The organism is Paenibacillus sp. ICGEB2008, from assembly GCF_000307675.1.
GTDB lineage: Bacteria > Bacillota > Bacilli > Paenibacillales > Paenibacillaceae > Paenibacillus > Paenibacillus polymyxa.
The window spans coordinates 327907-352096 of record NZ_AMQU01000007.1 but is presented as its reverse complement, the minus strand read 5'-3'; the positions used below and the strand labels follow the sequence as shown (position 1 = coordinate 352096).

Annotated in this window: 19 protein-coding genes and 1 pseudogene; 3 read left to right on the top strand and 17 right to left on the bottom strand. The window is 47.3% G+C overall.

The window, feature by feature from the left end; all coding sequences use genetic code 11:
• Positions 1-49: 49 nt before the first annotated feature.
• Complete coding sequence (locus tag C400_RS0106335) at positions 50-1483, bottom strand: hypothetical protein (protein WP_017426370.1); 1434 nt, start codon at positions 1481-1483, stop codon at positions 50-52.
• Between the two features lie 204 nt (positions 1484-1687).
• On the opposite strand from C400_RS0106335, the gene C400_RS0106330 reads away from it, so the two are divergent.
• A complete protein-coding gene (locus tag C400_RS0106330) occupies positions 1688-2479 on the top strand; it encodes an SDR family oxidoreductase (protein ID WP_016821378.1) in 792 nt (263 codons plus the stop codon).
• Positions 2480-2591: 112 nt separating this feature from the next.
• Here the strand turns inward: C400_RS0106330 and C400_RS0106325 are convergent, their stop codons facing one another.
• Positions 2592-3374 carry a YwaF family protein gene (locus C400_RS0106325; protein ID WP_017426369.1) on the bottom strand — a complete coding sequence of 261 codons (783 nt, stop codon included), beginning with the start codon at positions 3372-3374 and terminating at the stop codon, positions 2592-2594.
• 141 nt (positions 3375-3515) lie between these two features.
• Here C400_RS0106325 and C400_RS0106320 point away from each other — a divergent pair, with 141 nt between their 5' ends.
• Positions 3516-3728: a hypothetical protein gene (locus tag C400_RS0106320; protein WP_016821380.1), complete on the top strand. Its 213-nt coding sequence runs from the start codon at positions 3516-3518 to the stop codon at positions 3726-3728.
• Between the two features lie 90 nt (positions 3729-3818).
• Here C400_RS0106320 and C400_RS0106315 read toward each other — a convergent pair whose 3' ends face one another.
• From C400_RS0106315 to C400_RS0106285, 7 genes and pseudogenes are all read right to left on the bottom strand, one after another.
• Complete coding sequence (locus C400_RS0106315; RefSeq protein ID WP_016821381.1) at positions 3819-5093, bottom strand: methyl-accepting chemotaxis protein; 1275 nt, start codon at positions 5091-5093, stop codon at positions 3819-3821.
• Positions 5094-5355: 262 nt separating this feature from the next.
• Positions 5356-6700: pseudogene (locus C400_RS28665) on the bottom strand (hemolysin family protein).
• 141 nt (positions 6701-6841) lie between these two features.
• Positions 6842-7546: an SGNH/GDSL hydrolase family protein gene (locus C400_RS0106305; protein ID WP_017426366.1), complete on the bottom strand. Its 705-nt coding sequence runs from the start codon at positions 7544-7546 to the stop codon at positions 6842-6844.
• Positions 7547-7685: 139 nt separating this feature from the next.
• The gene (locus C400_RS0106300) at positions 7686-8603 is read right to left on the bottom strand and encodes a PD-(D/E)XK nuclease family protein (RefSeq protein WP_017426365.1); all 918 of its coding nucleotides are present in this window, start codon (positions 8601-8603) and stop codon (positions 7686-7688) included.
• A gap of 125 nt (positions 8604-8728) precedes the next feature.
• Positions 8729-10027, bottom strand: coding sequence for a galactokinase (locus tag C400_RS0106295; protein WP_017426364.1), 1299 nt, complete (start codon positions 10025-10027; stop codon positions 8729-8731).
• Between the two features lie 243 nt (positions 10028-10270).
• Entirely contained in the window at positions 10271-11794 is a 1524-nt protein-coding gene (locus C400_RS0106290) for a copper amine oxidase N-terminal domain-containing protein (RefSeq protein ID WP_017426363.1), read from the bottom strand.
• Between the two features lie 101 nt (positions 11795-11895).
• Positions 11896-13560: a PucR family transcriptional regulator gene (locus C400_RS0106285; protein ID WP_017426362.1), complete on the bottom strand. Its 1665-nt coding sequence runs from the start codon at positions 13558-13560 to the stop codon at positions 11896-11898.
• A gap of 451 nt (positions 13561-14011) precedes the next feature.
• On the opposite strand from C400_RS0106285, the gene ald reads away from it, so the two are divergent.
• Entirely contained in the window at positions 14012-15142 is a 1131-nt protein-coding gene (ald, locus tag C400_RS0106280; RefSeq protein WP_017426361.1) for an alanine dehydrogenase, read from the top strand.
• Between the two features lie 93 nt (positions 15143-15235).
• On the opposite strand, the gene C400_RS0106275 is transcribed toward ald, so the two are convergent.
• The 8 genes from C400_RS0106275 to C400_RS0106240 all read right to left on the bottom strand — a co-directional run bounded on the left by C400_RS0106275 (position 15236) and on the right by C400_RS0106240 (position 24043).
• The gene (locus C400_RS0106275; protein WP_017426360.1) at positions 15236-15772 is read right to left on the bottom strand and encodes a mismatch-specific DNA-glycosylase; all 537 of its coding nucleotides are present in this window, start codon (positions 15770-15772) and stop codon (positions 15236-15238) included.
• 15 nt (positions 15773-15787) lie between these two features.
• Positions 15788-16651 carry an aldo/keto reductase gene (locus C400_RS0106270; protein ID WP_017426359.1) on the bottom strand — a complete coding sequence of 288 codons (864 nt, stop codon included), beginning with the start codon at positions 16649-16651 and terminating at the stop codon, positions 15788-15790.
• A gap of 13 nt (positions 16652-16664) precedes the next feature.
• Complete coding sequence (locus C400_RS0106265; RefSeq protein ID WP_017426358.1) at positions 16665-17957, bottom strand: hypothetical protein; 1293 nt, start codon at positions 17955-17957, stop codon at positions 16665-16667.
• 145 nt (positions 17958-18102) lie between these two features.
• The gene (locus C400_RS0106260) at positions 18103-19557 is read right to left on the bottom strand and encodes a PstS family phosphate ABC transporter substrate-binding protein (protein ID WP_017426357.1); all 1455 of its coding nucleotides are present in this window, start codon (positions 19555-19557) and stop codon (positions 18103-18105) included.
• 151 nt (positions 19558-19708) lie between these two features.
• Positions 19709-20473, bottom strand: coding sequence for a class I SAM-dependent methyltransferase (locus C400_RS0106255; protein ID WP_016821393.1), 765 nt, complete (start codon positions 20471-20473; stop codon positions 19709-19711).
• A 214-nt stretch (positions 20474-20687) separates the two neighbouring features.
• Positions 20688-22784: a DUF6449 domain-containing protein gene (locus C400_RS0106250; RefSeq protein WP_017426356.1), complete on the bottom strand. Its 2097-nt coding sequence runs from the start codon at positions 22782-22784 to the stop codon at positions 20688-20690.
• Positions 22759-23661, bottom strand: a complete 903-nt coding sequence (locus C400_RS0106245; protein ID WP_016821395.1) for an ABC transporter ATP-binding protein — start codon at positions 23659-23661, stop codon at positions 22759-22761. Before C400_RS0106245 ends, C400_RS0106250 begins: the two co-directional genes overlap by 26 nt.
• Positions 23654-24043 carry a GntR family transcriptional regulator gene (locus C400_RS0106240; RefSeq protein ID WP_016821396.1) on the bottom strand — a complete coding sequence of 130 codons (390 nt, stop codon included), beginning with the start codon at positions 24041-24043 and terminating at the stop codon, positions 23654-23656. Before C400_RS0106240 ends, C400_RS0106245 begins: the two co-directional genes overlap by 8 nt.
• Between the last annotated feature and the right edge of the window lie 147 nt (positions 24044-24190).

Genomic DNA, 24190 nt, shown 5'->3' with positions numbered 1-24190 from the left:
TCCGGCAAATGAGCCGTTATACAGCTGTTATTTTGTTATTACCCAAATTTTAAGGAACCTTTACTTCATGTTCGAGAAGATTGCGATGCGCCTTTCTTCCCTTGAGTAGCCACAGCTCTGGTGTATCCTGCACACCGTCTATACGCATACTAAATGTTCTGGATGGTAAATTACGTACACGGAGCAATAGACGGTTTCCGTCTGCTGCTGCCGCCACAAGCTCTAGCAGTGTTAGTGAATCATTCGCTAGCTTGCGGTTCAAAGCGCGAGTTGAATCTGCGCTGTCCTCCCGGCTCCAAATACGAAGTTCGCCCACAACCGGGGCTGCAATTCGCTTACTGAAAGAAATAACCACCTCATCTTCGGCGGAACGTTCCGCCCTAAGAGGTACTGGAGGCTCATCGTACATGTAGCCTCCCAGATGGTATTCATACGCAGTCCAGGCGTTGTAATCGCCCTCCAGGGCGGTAGCCCCGAATTGCCGCGTCCACTCGCGGTCCCGAACCATCCGCGCGAGCGAACCGATATCTGCCTGCACTCCGAGGGGCAAGCCCGGATAAGCGGCGCGTATGGACTGCGCGATGCGAGCATAGCCGCGAATATACTGTGGCGGCAGACGGCGACGCATCCAGTCTGGCCAATGGGTCTGGAGTACGTGCATATCCGGGGCTACGCTCCCGATCATGGCTACCGCGTCCAGACCCTGCCATTCCCGCAGCTGACCGGGAATATCGCCACGCCCGCTCACAGCGAGCGACCATGTCGCCACGCAGATGTCCGGCCGGACATCACGCACACCGCCTGCACCGTTCACCAGCTCACGGATGAGCCCATTCACGGCGTCCACGCGCAGATCGACCCACTGTGCGTACAGCTTCGGGACCTTCCGGTAGTAGTTCCGCGCATGCTTATCACGAAAATTCGGAATGTCCTCACTGTAGCGCGCACGGAAGGCACGTTGTGCATGCGGCCCAATATCCCCGTACACTCCACTGCGCAGCCCGTTCCATTCGGGGAAATAAGGCTCCGCCACCTCAAAGCCGTCAAACGGAATATCGGTGACGAGCCGGGCAGCGGCTTTCTTTTTCCATTCCACATAATCCTGGGCAAAATGCGAAAGCCGCTGAAAACCATCATTGGGCTCGCGCAGCAGTTCCATGCGCCATTCCTTCCACGCTGGCGGCAGCTGGGACACGCCAAAAGAACCGTTACCCAGCACCATCGCCCACACCGCGATGCCTCTACGCTGGAAAGCAGCAACAAGCGCTCCGTCCACTTCATTTTCACGCACGACAAAATAATGCACGGTCTGGTAGCCTGCAAGGGCGATCTCATCCGCTATGCTATCCCGCGACCGATTGGCGTAATAGGGAAACAACGGATCAATTTGAATACTGGGACCGTTCATGACCCATGGTTTCATTTTTCCGATTCGTGCTATAGAGTCTGTTATTTCGGATTGGCCCTGTCTCTTATTGTCCAATTCGCTCCACCTCCGTCACTCGCGTGTTCTCCGATACTTGCTCAGAATCTATAGGTTTGCTTTATATCTTCCTACTGGTTCGCCTATGTTACCATATTTCGCAAATGGGGTGAAATACAGCTGCTACTGTTTCACCATCAGCGTTCAGAGGTATTGGAATAACGAGTCAGGTTTAGCTTATGAACGGAATGGGAGGAATAGTCAATGGCAGAGCAGAGATTGCAAGGAAAGATAGCAGTGGTCAGCGGCGGCGGTTCAGGAATCGGTAAAGCAACCGCCATTCGTTTTGCAGAACAAGGCGCCAAGGTGGTCATGCTGGATCGGACACCTGAGCATGCAGAGGAAACCAAAGCAATCATTGAGCAGGCAGGCGGTGAAGCACTTGTGCTGGAATGTGATATTGCCAAGCCAGACATGATTCAGCAGGGGTTCGCTAAAGTCGTGGAAACATACGGAAAGCTGGATATCGTGTTCGCCAACGCAGGCATTAATGGCACCATGGCCCCTATCGAGACCATGGAGCTGGAGGAATGGGACCGCACAATAAATATTAATCTACGCGGCACCTTCGCCACCGTTAAATATGCTGTTCCATACCTGAAAGAACACGGCGGCAGCATTATCATCACCAGTTCCATCAACGGTAACCGAACCTTTTCGGGTATTGGGTTTTCAGCTTACGCCTCTACCAAGGCGGCTCAGGTTGCTTTTATGAAAATGGCAGCGCTGGAGCTGGCACGTTACAAAATACGGGTCAACGCGATATGCCCAGGAGCTATCGACACGAAAATTGATGATAACACGTACCCTACCGAAGACTTGAAGAAGGTACAAATTCCAGTCGAATTTCCGAAGGGCGGAGAGCATCCGCTGGAGGATGCTCCCGGTGAGCCAGAGCAGGTCGCCAATCTGGTCCTGTTTCTCGCCTCAGATGAATCATCTCATGTATCGGGTACAGAGATCTATGTAGACGGAGCAGAATCGCTGCTGCGTTAAGCATAAAGGGGATCGTTGTCCCCGTATAAGCTACTGCTCAGACATTCTTAGCAGCCTTATCCCAAGTCATTACTAGTGGAAAAGGCTGCTTTTGCATGGCTTTACAACTATTTTATAGCGCCCTGTCAGCACCATGCACAGCTCCTTTGCGAAGGCGGACATACAATCTGCCTCCTGGCAGCACCTCAAACAACAGCATCTGAAGAGAAAAGAATAGCAGTGCAATGACCTCTTCTGCCAAAATATAAACAGGGTATGGCCCCAAAACATCCAATATCGATGGTGTCGACGGCTTTCCGGTCAGAAACATGTAGTTGGCACCAAACGCACGGTCTACAATCCACACCATCAACGCCAAGCCATTGAGGAATAGCATAACTCCCCCTACACTCTTCCATGTCGGTCGGAGTCCTGCGATCCAGGTCATATATAGGGCAGCCAAAATAATAGCACTATGAGCTACGAAAAAATGGATAAAACGATAGTGCGGAAAGGCATAAGCCAAATTAGGCGTAAGTACTGCTTGGAGCGCTCCTCCAATTCCGGCAAACAGGACGACCGGATATAACCAACGGCTGCGGAACATAAGCATCAGGATGGACAACAGCAGTGTCACACTGCACAATTCTAAGGGCAACGATGTCTGGACATCCCAAATATGCTGTGTCACATACCATATATTCAAAGTCACCTCTGAGAGAATGAGGACCGTAATTAATAACCAGCGAATTCCCTCACTTACAGGCTTATTTGACCGAACCCATCCCCGCGTTAGCCACAGCAGCAAAGCACATACAATGAGCCCCAGTATAGCCAAAGCATGTGACGGAGTAAAGGCTTCGAACCCTTCCGGCGCATACGCATCGAACCAAGACCCTGACCATAGCCAGTCCATAGAAAGCCCCCCTTCGATTTCTTTCTCTCTTTGTATCTTCTATTTTATACCAAATAGTCGAATATGTTCTAGCCGTCTTTCTTGCTTGTTCAATACCTTAACCTTTATGATAAAAGATATTATATTCAAAGGAGAACACTCATGCCGATTAATCGCCGATTAATTACAGATCAGGATTTCAGCGAGGCACTGGAACGTCATCTTCGTGTCCGGGTATTTCAAGATGACCAATTGATTGGCTCAGGCGGGACGATAATCCGTTTTGACGATCAGACCATCGTTGTGCAGTCTAGCGTCAGTGACCTGGCTTACCATCCCAGAAAACAATGTGAATTTTTTGAAATTAAAAAATAGCCACCACACACCGGAGAACCATTTTGCTTCGTTTTCCGGTGTGTAGCAGCTACGTTTTTATGGGTATGCATCATGCCTCACATGACGTTTTTAGTTATAATTGATTCCACGTGTTTTCATCATGAGTTTATTCGTAAGCACTTTCAAGTCCTCGGAAGAGGATGAAATTTCCTGCATAATAGCCGTCTCCTCATGAGCAGCCGTATAAATTTTGTGAGCACCTTCAGAGAACGCCCCTGACATTTGCTGGATACGATGAATCTGCTCAAAGGTTTGATCCACCCGATTCGTCTGCTCTGTTACGGCTTCTTCCATGGTGCGAATGCTTTCGACAAATTCACGTACAATAGCGTTCAAACGGTTCAGCGTCTGGTCGACAGAGCTTGTCCGTTCCGCCTCAGCACTGACTAGAGACGTTTGCTGATGCATCAACTCCACGGTCTCTACGATTTGTGACTGTACACGGCTAACGATAGCATTAATTTGCTGTACAGACTCCGTACTTTGGGCGGCCAGTGCGCGAATTTGGTGCGCCACTACAGCAAAGCCGTTCCCTTCTTCTCCCGCACGTGCCGCTTCTATAGAAGCATTCAGCGCCAACAGATGGGTCTGTTCGGCAATATCCTTCACCGTGCTTGTAATCGCTTCAATTTGTGAAGCTTCTTTTTCCAGTCGTGCAATCACCTGCTGTGAACGACTATGTGAAGCTGTCAGCTCACCCATGCCATCCATCAGGGATGAAAATACAGTCTGCGTTGAATCCACCGAATGCTCCATATGGCCAGACAATTCCAGCATATGTCCCGATTTGCTACGCATCATTTTAAAATCGCCCAGCATTCGATCCGCTGTTTTAATTGATTGGGCAGATGCTTGCTTTTGCTGCTCCACGCCATCCAAAATATCTTCTACTACCGTAGACATGGACTCGATTTGCGCCGTAGCTTGTACAATAGCCAAGCTCAGATTTTCTGCACTTTGCGAAGTTGTTCTGGTGCTATACGAGATCTCATTGAACATATCTTTAATGTTCAACATCAGATGCCGAAATGCATCGTACAACACTTTGATTTCATCATCTGAACGACGCTCTGGAATGACGACAGACAGGTTGCCCGCCGAAGCTTCCTCTGCCGCCTTGGCCAATCTAACAATCGGCCGTGTAAGTAATTTTGAGATCAACCAGCCCAAAATGCCACTCCACAGGACACCCAATAACAAAATAATCGAGGTGTATACCCATTCCTGTGTACCATGAGCAAGCCAGTCCTTGAGTACAAAAATAAAAAAAGCGCTTGTTCCATAGGTTATTGCTGAAATCAAGACAAATGCAGTAACCATTTTCGTACCTAGTGACATCTTCATGTACTGTAGCCCACCCCAAAAAACTCAAATTTGATTCCATTTTACCATAAAATTGCTACATTTCTAGTAGTATTTTTCACAGACACCTATATTTATAAGCATAAAGATGCAGAGCCTTAAGTCTCCTGACCTAACTACAAAAACAACCTTCTATTCAGGCAGCAAACTGCGTCAAAAAAAGTGGACGAATCGCTCTGCCGCCTACGTTGCAGGCCATTCGCCACATCTGAAGCGATCTATTGCTTCGCCATGCCATTTTCCATCATTGAGAATAACTGTCATCCTTCTGTTCAACAATCGCCTTTTTAACCGCTTCAATTGTGTCTATTTGGTGACTGTTTTTTTCCAGTACAGTAAACTCCCATAATCCGCTGGTCAGCTTGTCTCCTTGCTGGATATCAAAACGTTCGGAAAGCATCCAACCGCCAATCGTATATACGTCCCCGGCCTCAATATCTGTCTCCAAGCGCCGATTGACCTCATGGATAAGCGCCTGTGATTTGAGTATGTAACGATGATCATCTGTTTTTGTAATGAGTGGTGTTAGCGCTGCGGGGGTTTCGGTATCCGTATAGGAAGGAATGTCTCCAACAATTTCCTCCATAATGTCCTCTAGGGTGACAAGCCCAGACGTTCCACCATATTCATCCACCAGCACCGCTACTGGAATACGTCGTTTTTGCATCTGAATCAGCAGATCCCGAGCCTGAACCGTCTCAATCACCTGAAGCACCGGATGAATGTAAGAAGCCATCGTTGTATTTCCTGTGCTATGCCCACGGGCCAAATCATGCAGAGCTTCCTTCACACGAATCATCCCGATAATACGATCCCGGTCCCCATGTTCAGCTACAGGTAGAAAATTATAAACTTTGTCCTCGATCAGCTCCATAAACTCGGCTACCGTTGCCTGGTGAGATATAGAACGGATGTGGATGCGCGGTACCATAATTTCCTGCGCCGCACGGTCGTCAAAATCAAATACATTGTTCAGGTATCGATATTCTGTCGGTGTAATTTCACCACTACGAAACCCTTCAGATAACGCCAGTCGAAGCTCGGCTTCACTGAGTGCTGCATCTTCTTCGGATACTTTTTTTTAGCCCAAAAAGCCCCGTAATGACACGTGAAGAACGACTGAGCACCCAATTCAGAGGATACGTTATTTTATAGAATACCGTAATCGGACGGGCAAAAAACAATGCCATCGGTTCGGCAATTTGTATGGCGAAGGTTTTGGGTACCAGTTCCCCAACGACCACCTCGAAATAGGTCAAAATCAGAAAAGCCAGCAAAAAGGAGAGCACTCCCGTTAGTCCAGCTGGAATATGCGCCAACACAAACAGGGGATGTAGCAGCTTCTCAACTGTAGATTCCCCTAACCAGCCTAGCGCCATTGAAGTTAATGTGGTTCCAAGCTGACAAGCGGATAAATACTCGTCGAGCCGAGACAGAATATTTTTAACAGCTTTCGCATTTTTGTTGCCCTCTGAGGCCAATTGGTTGATACGAGATACCCGAACACGGATAATGGAATACTCTGAGGCCACAAAAAAAGCTGTTAAAGTGATAAGTAAAATAACTAGAATGATATTTATCGTTTCCATAGCCCTCTCTTGCTCCGTTGATGCCGAAGCAAGAAGCACCCCCTTTGACATTCATTTTTGGTTGGAACCATAACATAAGTAATGATGTCCATAATCGTGTATTACCCAAAAATGACAAGGAATAGACTATGTATGTCTTTGTTAACGAATCGCCAGCGGACTCTTTTGCACGATATCTATCCATTGATCAGCTATTAACTGGTGCCCGACCGCTGTCGGATGAACCCCGTCATGCAGCCAATAGGAAGCGTCCGCCTTGGTAGCGGCCTCGTTCAACATGCTCTGGAGCGGCACAAATACGGCCCCATATTTGTCGGCAAGTTGACGTACAATACGCTGGTAGCCCGTTATTTTTTCTTGCCAAATGTCCCAGCGCGCCTCGGTAGCTCCTGTTTTCAAAATAAACGGCTCACACAGCACCAGCCCGGTATCAGGCATCACTTCACGCGTCTCCTCCAGCAGGTGGCAATAGGCTCGTTCAAATCGGTCCGTCACCCCGGACGGCTCCTGCTCCACGATCCGCCAGGCATCGTTCACTCCGATTAGAATACTGAGCAGGTTCGGCTGTAGGCTAAACGTGTCTTCATTCCAACGAGCATACAAATCCGAAACCCGATCCCCCGAAACACCCCGGTTTACAAATTCCGGTTGTGTAGCAGTCAGTCGACTCCCGAGTGTCCCAGCGATCAGATACACATAGCTCTGACCCAGCCAATGGTTCGCGTCCTCATTCCGTCCCCTTCCTCCGTCTGTAATGGAATCTCCTTGAAAAAGAATACGTGTGTGTCCTGTACTCGGCATTTTTCCACTGTCCCCCTTCACAATTTCCAATAATACCCTTATCATACCTCGTATTCTCCGAATTGGAAAGCGGTTTCAGAATTTGAGAGAGTTATAGCCATTATGCAGGTGGATGGTGCTTCCCACCGCTATTGCTTGTGCAGCACCATTCCACCTACTCCGTTTTTATGTTAATTTCTCGATTTCAGACCGCGCGGTACTTACACACCTCGCGAAAATTACAGCCGCCGCAGACCCTGCGTGAAGGCATCGGGGTAAAGAAAGACTCGGGCTTGGGTCGATTATAGTAATCATCATCGAGGCAGGACTTCATTTCCTCGATGTAACGTCCTACATTGCCAACTACCTTGTCGATATCCTCTGGTGTGGGGCGATATACTTCATGCTCTCCTGTCATCAAATACTCTACCCGTACCTCAATCTTCTCCAAAGGAAGCTGATAATGCTCCTGCACATAGGAAGCATACAAAAATAACTGGTCGGAGAAGTCGCCTTCCTTACCTGTTTTCCAATCTACAATAACCATGTCTCCGTTGTCTCTACGATAGAGCAAATCCATTTTGACATATACTTTTGTCTCATGTAGGAGCATCGTATCCCATTTTTCCACCTCAACGATTCGGGCCTGGCCCAGTTGCAGCTCACGCCAAACTGCGGTACGGTACAAATTGTGTACCACCGCGTGCTGTCGCTCCTTAATCCGTGCAATCCGTTCCGGAAGCACTTCATCATCGTAGTAAATTTCGGCCAGCATGACCCGATTTTTGGGATCTTGCAGCCATAGCTCACGGTGTAAGGATTCCTTGTAGCTGTCATTCAACATGCTCTTCATAGCGGTCTCCAGAAATGCTGTGCGCGGGACAGCCCCTTTTTCCATCCACCCACGTATGACCGATTCACACATTTGGTGCGTAATATTCCCGAATAAAATATATAAGTTGCTCAGTTGCTTAAGCCGATACAACGTAACTTGTTCTTCAGTGCCCTGTGCCGAATTCCAGCCATTATGCGAGCCGTAATAATGATAATAGTATTTGCGTAAGCATTCGTCGAACGTTTGGGCCCTTGATTGTGAATAGGACCAGGACGGATATATTGCCATGACAGGCCCTCCTTCATTAGAACTTCCATCTCTCTATTATAACGCATGCCTAAGCTGTATCGGCCATAAAAAGAACAAAGACTTTAACCCCTAGGTTAAAGTCTTCGATTCGATTAGTTAGTACACTAGCTACGAGTCCGTTCAGCATTGATCAATTCACTTACATTAACAGCACCATCCTCACGGACGTTGACAACGAGCACCGGAGTTCCCAGTATTCCGCTGATCCACTCCTTGTAATCCTCCACATGATCATTGGGAAGAATCGTCAAGATCACACCAGCAAAACCGCCACCATGTACCCTGCATGCGCTATCACCAATTGATTTTAAATACATTTCTGTTAAAGCCAGTGCAACCGATACATCTTGTTCCCGATCAATCCCACTCCTATATACGTTCTGTAGCCATTTCCAGGAAGAGTTGCCAGATTCGGTGACCAGCCTTAAGAAATCAGAAAAGCGTCCTTCCTGCAGCGATTTCACTTGCTCATCTACACGCTTGTTTTCTTCAAAAAAATGCAAAGCACGGAGCACTGCCCGATCCCCCGCTTTTTCCCTAACCATTTTGAGATTGGCGTACAGATTCTCGGGCATTAAGTCACGGCAAACAGAAGCGCCTAAAGACTGAGCCACAGCACGCATTTCGTTCGGCACCGCTGCGTAGTCATCCGTTAAATCAGCGTGATTTCCACCTGTATTTACAATAACCAGGGAATAGCCGTTTTGTTCAAAATTCCAATGGACTGGATTAATGATCGGTTCCTTGGGATTTTCAAAATCAATGGAAATCAAGCCGCCATATGCGCAAGCCATCTGATCGAGCAGCCCCGAAGGCTTGTTCCAATAGACATTCTCCGCATACTGACCAATTTTGGATTTAGCAACAGTATCTAATGCTCCCTCGTTATAAAAATGATTTAATATTGTGCATATCAACATTTCAAACGAAGCGGAAGAGCTTAATCCTGAAGCAGAGAATACATTACTCGATATATAAGCCTGAAATCCTCCGATGCGATACCCGAATTCAAGTAAACCAGCTGCAATGCCACGGATCAGCAGCATCGTACCATCATCCTCCGGTTTTGGTACCAAGTCGTTTAAATCAATGACGTATTTCGTTTGGTAGCCTTCAGAAAAGAAGGTAATAACAGGTTCTTCCACTCTAGCTGCTACAGCGATCGTATCAAGTGTAATACTGCCTGCCAGCACCTTCCCGTGGTTGTGGTCTGTATGATTCCCTCCAATTTCGCATCTCCCTGGAGCACTAAATAATTCAATATCCCCTACACCAAAATGCTCCTGATACGCCTGTATAAGTGATTGATATCTAGAGGTTTGCTCGGAAACTTGTTGTTGACCGTACATTCGAGCAAGCACCATCTGTCCCTCGCTGGAATTCAATAGCTCCATATCTTTCATCGTATATCCCCCTACTTGTATGTGTTTTCCACTCAGAATGATGCTTTAATTATCTCAATTTTTCCTGTGTAAAAGTATGGCACAATTTTAATCTGTAAGCGCTTATTTTAATCGCTTTTATGAGCATTTTACCAATATAACTAAAAAAGAACCAGCCCCTAATCCGGACTGGTTCCTGTATTTATACCTGATTCATTCCATGTAATAACCGTTAAGAAGAAGAAGGTGTACTTTGATTTCTTTTTAATCGCGTTTCAGTACATATTCTCCAGCATTGTTACGAGTTACAGTAGCGCCAAGTACCTCTGCAACAGATTTGAAAGGAACATACAATGTGCCATATTCATCCGTGTATGGAGCTTGTGGCAACGTCAATGTGCTTCCTTCCAGTACAGCCTGCTTGGAGCCGCTTTTCAGCTTAATCGTTTTACCAGTAATATCATCAATTACAGTTGTTTGTTTTGCAGCTGCATCCCATTTTAGTTCTGAGCTCAATTCACCTGTCAGTTCACGCAGTGGGATGAAGGCCGTACCTCCACGATTCTCCAAAACGTAGTAATCGTCTTTAGGATCGAAAATTGTTTCTACTTTTGTAATTTCCAAATCATTTTTTAAAATATTGTAGATCGGAGAATTTGCTTCAAAATTGCGCAGCGTCGCTCCTGGAGTTAATTCAGCTTGTGTATTCAAGTCAATAACGCCGTTAGAAAGATCTACTTTATCGGCCGTTACACTACCATTGACGTTCCAGGCTTGAGTCTCGGTCAGAATGGTAAAGGACTTCACCGGAAGATCGTCCACATCTGGCAACGCGACTGTCAAGTCTGTCAGCGCTTTGCGAACATTTCCTTTTTCATCAAAATACATGTCGTTTTTCAGCACCGTGTTGGCACTCAGGACTGTTTTGATTTCAGGTGCCTGTGCATACATAGTGCTGACTCCTACATCATACTGTGCCACAGCCAGGTCCAAATACTTTTTAACCTCAGTGTAAGCCTCGTTGACCAGCTTTTCTTTGTTTTCATTTAGTTCTGTTGTTACTTTATCACTACCCTCAATAGCTACGCCGGAAGCGATGGTTTTAGTCACATCAATAGCTTGGCCGATCAATTCTTTTAAGCCAGCTTCATCCTTGGCCAGATTTGTCAGGAACGGTTTTACCAATGCAACCAGTTCATCACCGCGCAGTTCTGTATGGAGACGGGTCAGTTTCACCTTGTCTTTTTCACCGTATACTTCTTCGGTTACAGATGTTGCAGAAATGGTCGAAGGGTTAGGAGCATGCTTAAGCATAAGTGCAGCGGCTGTTTTGGTCAGATCTCTCACGTCTTTGGAATATGCATAAGGATCAAACCCAGCAGGCAGACCGCTCAAACGCTCTTGCGAGTTCAGAGATATGTAATAAGGCTTTTTGGCACCTTCCAGGTGAATAGCCATACCTTGGCGATCCAAAGCAAGCTCAAATGGCAAATTATACTTATCAATGTGTAAAGTACCCTTGGCGGAAGCAACTTCCTCCGATTGTACCTTAGCTTCATCTACAGTCACCGAAATCGAATTAATCAAATCTACGATTTGTTGATCTCCTTGCGTGATTCCTTCTTTTGGAGTTAATTTAAGAGAAATTTTCTCCGTTGTCTGCTGGGATTTCACATCAAGTGTTCCCAATAAATTTTTACTTACATCAAATCCGCCTACTGCCTGGCAACCTGTCAAAGCTACCATTAACAGAATAAGAGGGACGGCAATCCATTTTTTTATATTCATATTAATCCCCTTTCAAGATATTTCCGTTATCTCTTCTATTATCTCAGTGTTAACACGCATTGTAAATGAGTAGAATAGAAAATAGAACTAGTTATTTAGGATCAATTTTCAGCCTGAAGCATCCGGTAAGCCAGGAGTGCCATCTCCAGACAGCGACGTTTGTCAGGGTCTGCCAAATTTCCCTCTACGATTTCATTAATTTTATCCAGTCGATTATAAAGAGTCTGCCTATGAATATACAAAACTCCGGCGGTATCACGCTTGGAGCCATGACATTGAAAGTAGGCATCCAGCGTATCCAGAAGCTGCATATGATGCTCACGATCATGCGCAATCAGCTCGCCCAAATGGTCCTGTACAAATTCTTGTAGAAAAGGAATGCGAGGCACTGCTTTCAACAATTGATAGATTCCGATGCTGTCGTAAAATAGCTGATCCTGCATGACCGGGACGCTTCGCGCGACTTCAATGACCTGATATGCCTCTTCAAAACTGCGGTCCGTCCCGGTCATGCGGTGCCTTACCTTACCAAAGCCTGCATGAATGCGCACTTTATCAAGCTGTCCTGCGGCATAGTTCTGAATATATTGGACCGTATGGGCCAGCACTTTTTTCATCTGCGCTTCGGAACGCAGCGTTAATTCCTCCTTGGCACAAAGGATGTAGCATTGACTTCCTTTCATCATCAACAGATTGTGCAACGCTTCTTTTTTCAACAGAGAACGAAGCAGCACTAATACATCCTGATTGATGGATTCCTTGCGCACCTGACTTGCGTCCTTGTCCTGATGCTCTACCTCGATGACTCCTGCCCAAAATAAATACCGACCCTTCGTTAACAATCGCAGTCCCATCCGGGTCTGGGCCTGTTCTTCATTGGGAAGCTGGCCGTTCAATACATCCTGAATCAGTTCATTTTGATTACGTAGCAATCGGTCTTCAAGAAACTGTGTTCTCAGTACCAATGTAGCGGCCGCCTTGGCTGTGTAATCAATGAGCAGCGACATTTCTTCCGTCGGCATTTCATTATGCAGTACCACACCTACAGCGGAAAACACCTGACCGAAGCATACAACAGGCTGAAACAAGACGGCAGTGGATTCATTTAGGTGAAACAGCAGGTGCCCTTCACGATCGGCAGTCATACTGGATTCCACTTCATTGGCATAAAAATCCGCAATATGGTCTGCCACATCCGGCTGGACGGAAGGCACGAATCGATTGGTATCAATGGAGGACATGTAGATGACCTGCCGGGCAGCGTAGTCATGGAGCACACGCAAGAGGGCATTCATATCGGTGCTGCGTAGGGTTTCCTGCTGAAGCTGACGTGAAAATCGCTCCAGATCTTTTAATAGTTCATGATGTCGGTTAATAAGTAGGGAGTGAATATCTTGTGTAATTTCAACAAAACGCACCGGCTGCTCAAATATGATGACCGGGAAGTGATGCCGTTCCGCCAGCTCCAGTATTTCAGAGGGGATCTCATGGATGCTCGTGCCCAGCTCCACACACAATCCTGCGGCTTCCGAGCGGATCAGCTGCTCCATATACTCGGCGCGCTCTTCCCCCTTCCGGATTAACCACAGGCCGGTCGTCAAAATCAGGTCATGACGGCTCACAAAGGGGGATACATTGGTGATTTCTAGCACATGAACCCAACCCACACGGCGATTTACGCCCTGTTCCCCCGCTGCCAGCTTCGCCCGCCGGAAAACAGGACGTTCCAGCACATCCGCAATGGTAAATGTTTTTTTACCTTTCATCGGCATTCTCCCTATGTGTATGTCTTTATGTCATTTTATATGACATATATTCATCAAAAAGTCGAGCCTTTAAGTCAGATAATCCGACAAAATGTATGATGCGAAGGAGTCGCACCCCTTGTAAACTGTACCTAATCTAACATGAATTGCATTTATCGGCTTGAGTCCATGTAACTAATCAGCAGGCTGCTTACAAATGATAGTGCAATTTTCTAAGCTCGTTTGGTCGCATCCAACAGTAAACCATAGCAGGGGGAGCTGCCCTAAAACACGTTCAACAAACATTGATTCTGCAGCGTAGCTGCCCTAGTGAACATGATCAACAAACATTGATTCTGCAGCGTAGCTGCCCTAGTGAACATGATCAACAAACATTGATTCTGCAGCGTAGCTGCCCTAAAAACAATTATTTGCCGTTGGATAACAATTATTTTTAGGAGAGGTGAAACGAATGAGAATTGGGATTCCAAAAGAGATTAAAAACAATGAAAATCGTGTCGCTCTGACACCTGCGGGTGCTGCTCAAATGATTCAACACGGACATCAAGTGTTTGTAGAAAGCCATGCAGGGGTTGAAAGTGGCTATACAGACGGAGATTATGCCACTGCGGGTGCGATCCTTGTTCAGCAAGCGGCAGATGTGTGGTCCCAGGCGGATATGATTATCAAAGTAAAAGAGCCGCTCCCCTCTGAATACAGGTATTTTCGACCAGGTTTGATTTTGTTCACCTATCTGCATCTGGCTGCCGAGCCCGCACTGGCCCGGGCTTTAACAGACAACGGCGTGGCCGCCATTTCCTATGAAACGCTAAATGTGGAAGGAAGCCTACCGTTGCTTACCCCCATGAGCGAGGTTGCAGGCCGAATGGCTGTACAAATCGGAGCACAGCTGTTGGAAAAACCAAAAGGCGGTAAAGGCATCCTACTGGCAGGTGTGCCAGGGGTCAAACGCGGTAAAGTAACTATTATTGGCGGAGGGGTGGTCGGCACCAATGCTGCCAAGGTCGCTATCGGTCTCGGCGCAGATGTTACATTGATCGATCTAAGCCTGCAAAGATTGCGCCAACTGGACGATATTTTTGGCAATCAGCTCCATACATTGGTGTCCACCCCTTCCAACATTGCTGAAGCCGTGGCGCAAAGTGATTTGCTGATCGGTGCTGTCCTGATCACTGGTGCCAAAGCCCCGCGGCTCGTAACAGAGGCCATGGTGCAGACAATGCAACCCGGTTCAGTGATCGTCGATGTCGCCATTGACCAAGGTGGCATTGTTGAGACGATTGACCACATCACGACACATGATCAGCCAACCTATGTAAAGCATGGCGTCATTCACTATGCAGTAGCGAACATGCCTGGCGCAGTACCACAAACCTCCACGCTCGCTCTGACGAACGCGACGCTCCCCTTTGCTCTCCAACTTGCGGATCTCGGTGTGCTAGAGGCACTTCGCAGAAGCAAGCCGCTGCTTAGCGGTACCAATGTCCTGAACGGACATATCACCTACGAAGCAGTCGCCCGTGATCTGGGGTATCCTTATGTTCCTGTGGAACAGGCATGGCAGACCAAAACCCTACAATAGAAAAGAAGCAGCACAAAGAACCATACACTTTTCCCAGTAAGGATTAAAGTGTATGGTTCTTTGTATGCTGCATCTACCAAACGTAGCCGCATTTTAGACGGCTTCTGACGAAAGGAACGTTTGGAGACGGCGATAAATATCCGTGATTTCTTCCAGCGACATGCGCACCAGTCCACTAGACGAAGGTGCCACAAATTCATGCATTTCGGGGATTAGCGGTTCAGGCTGAAATCCCCAATCCGCTTTGGATTTTTTACTATATTCGGTGTACACGCCTTTGCCGACAAAGCAAGCGACCTTCGGGCGGTATTCCATTAGCTTCGCATGCAGCTTCAGACGTCCTTCGGCGTATTCCTCACGGGTAATGTCCTCCACTCCTCTGGTAGGACGGGAGACAATGTTGGTAAAACCGAAACCCAGCTTTAGCAGCTCCCGATCTTCCGATGGATCGTATAAGCGAAGGGTCAAGCCAGCCCCCTCCAGTATGCGCCAAAAGCGGTTGCGCGGATTAGCGTAATGATGTCCTACCTCGCCGGATTTCAGACTGGGATTAAAGCCGATAAATACAACGGATAATCCATAGTCGAGATGATCATCTACCTCGTGTAGTTCTGTCTCTGGTTCTGTCATCGGGCCCCTCCTTCCTCAAACCATATCCAGCGGCTGCTTCCTCGTTGGCGGAGGAAAAGCCTCGTCTATTTGTTGAAGTTGTTCAGGGGTGAGCCGAATGCTTGCTGCCGCTGCATTTTCTCGTACATGCGATTCTTGTACCGCCTTGGGGATTGCCCACACATCACCGTCCCGTATAACCCATGCGAGTGCGATTTGCGATGGAGTTACTCCGTGGCTGGCAGCAATGTCTACCATAACGGGATGCTCCAGTAGTCCTCGTCGCAGGCGTCCACCTTGGGCAATCGGGCAATAGGCCATTACAGGCACCCCATGCGTACGGCTCCAAGGAAGCAGATCATATTCGATACCTCGCGAAGCCGCGTGATACAGCACTTGGTTGACAGCACAGGCTTTGCCATTACTCAGGCTCCAAAGCTCCTCCATATCGGATTTGTCGAGATTGGACACGCCCCAGTTGCGGATTTTGCCTTGCTCACGCAGTTTTTCCATACCTTGTATTGTCTCTTCTAGTGGAATATTCCCGCGCCAATGCAGCAGATACATGTCCACGTGTTCGGTTCCCATTCGGGTTAGGCTTGCTTCGCAGGCTTGAGCCAATCCTTGACGGTCCGCATGATGAGGGTAGGCTTTGCTGACAAGATACACATCGTCCCGGCGGCCTCGAATGGCCTCCCCGACGATCTCTTCTGCGCCGCCCTCCGCATACATTTCAGCCGTGTCTACTAGCGTCATCCCCAGCTCGAAGCCAAGTTGAAGCGCACGCACCTCCTCCTGCCGAAGCGAGGCTTTTTCGCCCATATACCACGTGCCCTGCCCGATGAGTGGTACTTCACGACCGTCCGCCCATGTAATCGCACTTCTCTTATGTTGACTCAACTACATTCCCTCCTTAGGAGCCTGGTGTCACAGGCTTGTCAAATACATGACTCTGCGTCCAGTGCTGACCACCATCCGAGGTGGTATATAGGATCGGGGCCTGCTCTGAATCCGAGAAAATAGCCCAGCCTTCCTTGGCATTGGCCATCCCGATTTGCTGACCGCCATAACCATCAAAGCCTTGTTTGCCATTGTTCCACGTCTTGCCTCCGTCATTGGTCCAACCAATCGTATTAGGCTTGTCACACGGTGCACAGTAGCCACCCATCAAAGCGGTACTGATGTTAACCGCATAGAGCATGCCTGGTGCTGTCCCTTCATTTTTGGCAACCTGATTGTCTTGCTGGCTAACACCTGGTGCAGGACCGCCGCCGGCAGTAGAATTCGCCAGTACAGTACGCCAGCTTTGTCCGCTATCAGCCGTATGCCAAAGCGAATACGACGTCTGATTCATCCCCGTATCTCCAACCAGCTCAATCCATGCGTTGCCCCGTCCTACCGATCGAATAGTTACTCCGTTCAGAGGCCCCTCGGTTGTCCGCGACATGACAGGAGTCCAATCTTGACCACCGTTAACGGTGTGCAAAATCTGGATCGAGCGATCTGTTTTCTGGGTTACTGCCCAGCCGTTTTGCCGATCATGAAAATATGGCTGTCCTACCATGTGGCTAGGCACAAGGAGCGAAGACCAGCTTTGTCCACCATCCTTGGTATATTGGTTGCCACTAAATCCTTCCTTGGATGATACAAAGTGTAAAAAGTCCGCTTGTCCTTGCTCAGGTACAGTCCCGACAGCTTCCCAATGCTTGCCGCCATCGTGAGTTGCCAGCAGTGAACCACTATCTTCCATAACAGCCCAGGCCTGCTCTCCATTCAAGGCAAAAATCTGTTGAACCGTACCTTTGCCTTGATACTGCACATTCCAAGCTGAACCGACTGAACCGGATGGAGCCGCGTCTGTTCGGGCAATCCATCCATTACCGCCGATCCAGCCAGATTGGCCGTCGATTAATCGAAGCGCGGTAATATTGTCCATGCGGACGTTCGCTATACTAGCATCTGTCTTCGTTTGCCCTCCTGTCTCCACTGCTCTGTCAGTGCTGGACGGGGATGTGCTGCTTTTGCCGTCAGAAGCAGTCTGCTGTTCCGGTGTATCTACAGTGGCTCCCGAATCATTGACTTGTGTCGATGCAGAATCCTTTGGTTTATTCTGAGCCGTTTGTCCTGTTTGTGATCCTGTTTCACAACCTGCTGCTACTATGGCTACGGCGAGTAAAAGCACCCAAACCGATGTTTTTTTCTTCATTTTTGTTCATCCCCTTAAGTTGTTGATATACTTGCTGCGCGGGTATTGTATTCACAGCAAAGCATATTCTATGTATTACCCTGCTGTATTGGTTTCACTCTTGCGGTGAATATACGATACTGACTGTATTCGAATCGTTATAGGATTACGAGTTTACAGGAACAAAGCCGCCTTTTTCAATGGCCTGAGTTCCTGCTTCGCTTTGCAGCCATTCGAGTAATCGTTGCATCGAAGCACGTGGCTTTTCGCCTTCGCGTGTAACTACAAACAGTTGGGCTGTGAATGGATATTGTTTCGAACGAATGTGTTCTTTGTCGGGCTCCACTCCATTAATAGATAAAAATTTGACCTCTTGACGATTATGCATCACATTTGCGAAATAATAAAATGAATAACCGAGCGCGTTGTGATCCTTGTCAAAATCAGCAATTGCATTAATCATCTCACCCATTATACCAATTCGGAGTTCCCGAGGCGGTTCAGCCATGTCCTGACCTTTCATCACTTTCTTCTGCATATATGTTTGGCTTCCTGAGTTTTCCTCCCGCTGATAAGCAACGATCGGCTGATTCTTGCCCCCTACTTCACGCCAGTTACGAATAGATCCTTCATATATGCTGCGCACCTGCTCCGAAGAAAGTCCGTTAACCGGATTGCCTTTATGAACGAGAAAAATAAACGCATCCCACCCGATAGGTGTAAGCTTCATTTGAATTCCCCGACTTTTCGCCAGGCGCAATTCCTCATCGGATGGACCCGCCACCAGTATCAGATCCGCCTTCTTTTCAATCAGATTGACATAAGCCTGATGTGTTGTGTTGAATCTCAGTTCGTGAGCCGCACGAACCTTGTTCATTCCGGTCAATTCATGCAGCATATCCTGTGCGAATGGAATGGCCGCTGTAGCGCCATCTACTACCGGAAAATCCCTCTCCGCAATGTACGGACGCTGAGGAAGCATGAGCGTAATCGTCAGCACAATGATGAGCGCAGCAGATATTGCAGCTACAACCCATTGCCATCTATGGTCCACCTTTCCGTGCTGGTCGGTCACCGCTGGATAGCGATCTACCCCAACACCGACTACCATGCCAGCTATGGGCAGCAGTGCGGTCAGCAGAAACCAGATTCCACCGAGCTGTGTATATGACCCCAATACTTCCAGTATAGGTTCCGCCCAAGCGTGATAGAGTGAAAAAAGCTCCCACGCTCCTCCAGATACTTCGGCAAGTTGGCCGCCAGATCCTCGTAGTCCTATAATCCACAACCACAGCCCGCATAATAAGGATGCTAGCCCAGTCAGCATCAGCAGAAGCTTATGCATATTGGACATATGCGCACTCAAAGCACCATAAGCTGCAAAAATGAGACCGACCAGCCATACATATAGCAGCAATATTACAACCACGGTTATATCCGTCACACCTTCATGCCTCAGCAAATACTGCACTTGAGGTGCTACAACCATACTCCAAATAATATTAAACATGACTGAAAACAATCCAAACATAAACGTACCGACCAGCCATGGCCAAAACCATGCTATCCGCACAGAATTGCCCTCTTTCGGCTTGCTTATAACTTCCTTTGGTTCAGACATGTACATCCCCCTATATCTTATAAATGAAATGAGTCTGTAAGCTATTGCTTCTTCATTGTACAATTATGGTAAAGATTAGTATACGAAAGGGTAGTAAAAATGACAAAAAGGCCTCCCCTACAGGATAGGCCTCTTTGGTATCGAATCTTCTCTATATCGCTCTGGCATGGATTAAAAAACGATGCTGCTTCACGTCCCAATAACCATCACGTTTAATATCCAAATACAGACTATACAGCTGTTCTATATATTTCTCTGGCTGGAAGTCTGCAATCTGCCATTCAATAACTTTTAAGTAATAGACAATCGCTCCAATATCGTAAAAGCGCTGGATCGGAAACTGTTCCCGCTGCTCTACGATTTCAAAACCATTACTTTTCAAACCTGCAATTGCTTGAGGAAGAGTCCAGTCCGCATACACGTAATCAGGTGCTCCCAAGCGGGCGTTAAGGCCTGCACAATCCAAGCCTCCTGCCTGTTGAGTCAAAAACGTACCTCCTGAACGCAAAATACGGTGCACTTCCGCTGGCGAAAATGACTCATGCTTGTTCAGCACAAGGTCGAACCCAGCATCGTCAAACGGAAGGGAATCGTCATCATGAATAGCCATCACGCGCACACCCAGCGGCTCCAATCTTTGCTTGGCGATAGGTACGTTCGGTGCATATGCCTCTGTCGCACATATGATCTCTGGAAAAGGGCGCAACTGCGACAAGAACTCTCCCCCGCCTGTTCCCATATCCAGCATCGCCTTCGAGGCATGCATCAACGCCAAAGCCTTGCTGGCATAAGACCAGTCCAAAGGCTCGCTCGCCACTCGTCCCGTGTCCGAAATGAATGAAAAATCCCATCCGGAAAATGACTGTTTATGATGATCCAACAACTGTAGAAATTCACGATCTTCTGTATATTTCATATTTTTTTGCTCCTCCACTATTGGACTGTACAATATTGAACTCTTCTCTCTGTATGTTCTACGTTGTATCACTCTGGTCTCTATTTATGTCCGTTCTAATGTGGAGGAGCTCTTGCCCGTCGATGAGGTTGTTATATGTCGTGTCCGAACCATCCCATGTTCATCTACCTCCGTCCATATTCCCTCTAAACCAGATACTGTCCCTCGTAGGAGCTTAAGGAACTGCCGGTAATGCCTTGGCAAGCTCCGGTGTCATATCGTTCGGAGTAAAATAGTAATAGCGTGTATGGGGATCTGAACTAAATAAAGGTTTGATCTTGACTTGAACCAAGTAAGTGCCTTTCGCCATATCTGGAGTATAGCTATTAGATCTACGCTTTTCCAGTACAGTGCTCCACAGCTTCGGATCTTCAATCGTTATTGCTTTGTGCTTTTGTTGAATGCTTCTAAATATTTTATAGTCTTCAATATATTGATTGGGTTGATAAGGCTCCATTTCCTGAGAAATAATAGGAACAGCCCGTATCGAAAAAATATCCTTGGAATCAATGATGACCTTATCCGCATACCCTTTTTGCTCTAGCCAATCTGTAAGCTTGTGATATGAAGCCGGCCAATTAAATGAAATTTCACGATGCCAGCTCGGTTCGTTATTGGTAGAGGATGACTCTTTATTTGTAATAGAAACATTCCCCAGAGGGTATCGATGTGATTGCATTTCGCTATAACTCATATTTAATACTTCTTCTCTGAGTACAGCTTCAAATTCACGAGTTTCTTTGGGATTGGTTAAAACCACTCGTCTTTCATTATCATCTACGGATTCGATATTGATCGTCTCTGCTTTTCCTTGCAGCTTATCCAGCTTGTATCTCACCGTTTTATAAGGCTCTGCTTCCATCACTTTAGTCAGTTCTGTCCGGAAAGGCTTCTCCGGGAATGTATAGCGGCGAGTCATGGTGGAACCATCATCCAAACGGTAGACTATGAATGCCGATTCGACGGCCAGGTTTTTGGACAACATTTTCTCGCCAGCTGCATGTGCACGTACGAGTTCTCGATGTAAATTCAGTACAGAGGCGATATAGGCCCTATCTTGGGAGTAATAAGCTTCTTTTTCTGCATCTCCCCCTAGAGGCTCCTCTTGCCCGACATAAACTTTTTCTACGGAGTGTGCTGTTGGAATCCGTCCCTCATAACCCAACCAACCTGAAATCGGGATATACAGTACCAGCCCCATGATCACACCGTAAACGACCATTTCCACCAAAGCACGAACACGCACAATTTGCCACGTCTTGCGGACGACCATTTCTACAACGATATAGCCTAAAATAGCTCCAAGTGCATACCCGAAAATCGACCAATTAGCTCCTCTTGTACCTGCATTATAAAAATAATCGCCTAGTACAAGCATGGCGCATAGTATAACCCCTGCCTTGAACAAAGGTTGAAAGAAAGAAAACGCTATAGCCTGAGTCGCCTTTTCGACCAAGCGTTTACGATACAAACCATAACTCAAGGCGACAAACAGCACAGAGATACCTAGATAGGCGAGTAGCTCCATGTAAGAAAAGGCGCGCTGTGGCAAGTTGTCCATAATGCGTACAAACGGCGATAAGTTTTCCCAAACATTATTATTGCTGCGAAACTCCGAGCCGTTAATATATTGAACAACGGTTTCTCGCACCCGCACATATCCGTATAAATTACGTTCCAGAAAACGCCCTATCATCATGAATAGAAACTGAGGCAATAGCAGCAAAACATACACTACTACGGTCTGTAGCAACGATTGTCCCACACAAATCCCTACAAACACAGTAAAAGTAAACAAGAAAATCGTAAGGACGGACACAACCAAAGCCCACGATCCAACGTCATTAATTTGAAAAATATAAGGCAGTTCGACTGACGTGTTAACCCAAGCAGTTACTCCCGCAGTCAGCCATACAGGTACAAGTAAAAGAACAAGACCGCTAATTAAATGTGACGTTAATAGATGCTCTCTACGCAAAGGTAGGCTATGATACAAATCGGATGGCCCCTGTCGCTGAACAAAACGAAGCAGCATCACACCTGCCAGCACGGGTACGGTCATTAAAATTAATTTTTGCAATTCATTACCCGAGTTTGTGCTATCGAACAAGCTTTTTAAAACCACTCGCGGTTGTTCATCACCAGTGCTCATAAACAATGGCAGCGGTACTGTAAACAGCAATCCTGCCAAGTACAATAGACCGATCCAGCCATGCTGTCTCAGGCATTGGCGAATTACGCCGCCGCTACAGAAGAATCGGTTGGATGTCATAACCTGCGTCCTCCATTTCATAAATGAAAATTTCTTCAAGCGTCAACGGCAGCAAATCGAACACATGCGGCTCATACGCTTCAATCGTTTCTGCAATCCGCTCTCGCTCACCCCGGATGATAAGCAGCAGAACACTGCCCCTCCGCTCCTTATGTACAACCGAAAGTTGGCCACAGACAGCTTCCTCATGCATGCTGTCCCGAAAGGCAACCTGCACCTTATGCGTATCGGATTTAAGGTCATCCACCTCTTTTTCCAACAGCATCCGACCTTGGTGCATAATGCCGACATGATCACACATGTCTTCAATCTCACGCAAATTATGAGATGAGATCACGACGGTCATCTCACGTGCTGCGGTTTCTTGGAACAAGAGATTTTTGATCATTCTACGCATCACGGGGTCCAGACCATCAATGGGTTCATCCAAAACCAGCAGCTCTGGCATGCAGCTCAAGGCAAGCAAAAAAGCGGCTTGGCGCTTCATCCCCTTGGAAAAACGGTGAAGTTTGCGCTTCGGGTCCAGCTTGAAAATCTCCGTAAGCTGTGTGTAGCGTTCTTCACTCCAACTTGGATAAATGGAGCGGTAAAACCGGGCCATCTGACGAATTGTCGCTTGCGGGAAAAAATAAGGGGTATCCGGCAAAAACAGAATGTGCTGCTTGGCTTCAGGCTGCTCATACACCGGCTGTCCACCGATTAGCACCTTACCAGTATCCGGCCGGTAAATCCCGGCAATGATTTTGAGCAAGGTCGTTTTCCCTGCCCCGTTCGAGCCCAGCAGTCCAAAAATGGAGCCCTTCTTTACCGTCAGGGCGAGCTGATCGACAGCCTTTTCTTCCGTAAATGTCTTTGTGACTTCCCTTAATTCAATCAAGGGACATCCCCCTTTCCTTTGTTTGCATAGCTTCCACGTATATGTCGTCCACTTCCTGCTGTGTAAAACCGAAATGGACAGCTTCGATCATCAGTTTTAACAATGCCGCCCGAATCTCATCCCGCTTTATTTGTTGCGGCTGCTGCTGGGTAGGCGTGACAAAGCTGCCTTTGCCCTGAACGGAATAAATATATCCTTCGCGTTCCAGCTCGCGATACGCTTTCTGAATCGTATTCGGATTCACCGTAAGTTGAGCGGACAATGCCCGTACAGAAGGCAATTGCTCATCCGGCTGAAGCGATCCGTACACGATCATTTCCTTAACCTTCTCCATAAGCTGTTCGTAGATCGGCTTACGGCTGCGGATATCCAGCTCGAACATGGACTTCCTCCTTTCAACACTGGCTCAAATTCATGTATACATGTTCAACTGTTCTAACTGTACTATCATTAATAGTACAGTTAGAACAGTTTGTCAATCTTTTCTTTGGACATTTCTTACAAAAAATAGCCGCGATGCAGAATGCAT

Coding starts and splice junctions, on each gene's coding strand:
- C400_RS0106330 (WP_016821378.1), top strand. CDS start 1,688: ATGGCAGAGCAGAGATTGCAAGGAAAGATAGCAGTGGTCAGCGGCGGC.
- C400_RS0106325 (WP_017426369.1), bottom strand. CDS start 3,374: ATGGACTGGCTATGGTCAGGGTCTTGGTTCGATGCGTATGCGCCGGAA.
- C400_RS0106320 (WP_016821380.1), top strand. CDS start 3,516: ATGCCGATTAATCGCCGATTAATTACAGATCAGGATTTCAGCGAGGCA.
- C400_RS0106315 (WP_016821381.1), bottom strand. CDS start 5,093: ATGAAGATGTCACTAGGTACGAAAATGGTTACTGCATTTGTCTTGATT.
- C400_RS0106305 (WP_017426366.1), bottom strand. CDS start 7,546: ATGATAAGGGTATTATTGGAAATTGTGAAGGGGGACAGTGGAAAAATG.
- C400_RS0106300 (WP_017426365.1), bottom strand. CDS start 8,603: ATGGCAATATATCCGTCCTGGTCCTATTCACAATCAAGGGCCCAAACG.
- C400_RS0106295 (WP_017426364.1), bottom strand. CDS start 10,027: ATGAAAGATATGGAGCTATTGAATTCCAGCGAGGGACAGATGGTGCTT.
- C400_RS0106290 (WP_017426363.1), bottom strand. CDS start 11,794: ATGAATATAAAAAAATGGATTGCCGTCCCTCTTATTCTGTTAATGGTA.
- C400_RS0106285 (WP_017426362.1), bottom strand. CDS start 13,560: ATGAAAGGTAAAAAAACATTTACCATTGCGGATGTGCTGGAACGTCCT.
- ald (WP_017426361.1), top strand. CDS start 14,012: ATGAGAATTGGGATTCCAAAAGAGATTAAAAACAATGAAAATCGTGTC.
- C400_RS0106275 (WP_017426360.1), bottom strand. CDS start 15,772: ATGACAGAACCAGAGACAGAACTACACGAGGTAGATGATCATCTCGAC.
- C400_RS0106265 (WP_017426358.1), bottom strand. CDS start 17,957: ATGAAGAAAAAAACATCGGTTTGGGTGCTTTTACTCGCCGTAGCCATA.
- C400_RS0106260 (WP_017426357.1), bottom strand. CDS start 19,557: ATGTCTGAACCAAAGGAAGTTATAAGCAAGCCGAAAGAGGGCAATTCT.
- C400_RS0106255 (WP_016821393.1), bottom strand. CDS start 20,473: ATGAAATATACAGAAGATCGTGAATTTCTACAGTTGTTGGATCATCAT.
- C400_RS0106250 (WP_017426356.1), bottom strand. CDS start 22,784: ATGACATCCAACCGATTCTTCTGTAGCGGCGGCGTAATTCGCCAATGC.
- C400_RS0106240 (WP_016821396.1), bottom strand. CDS start 24,043: ATGTTCGAGCTGGATATCCGCAGCCGTAAGCCGATCTACGAACAGCTT.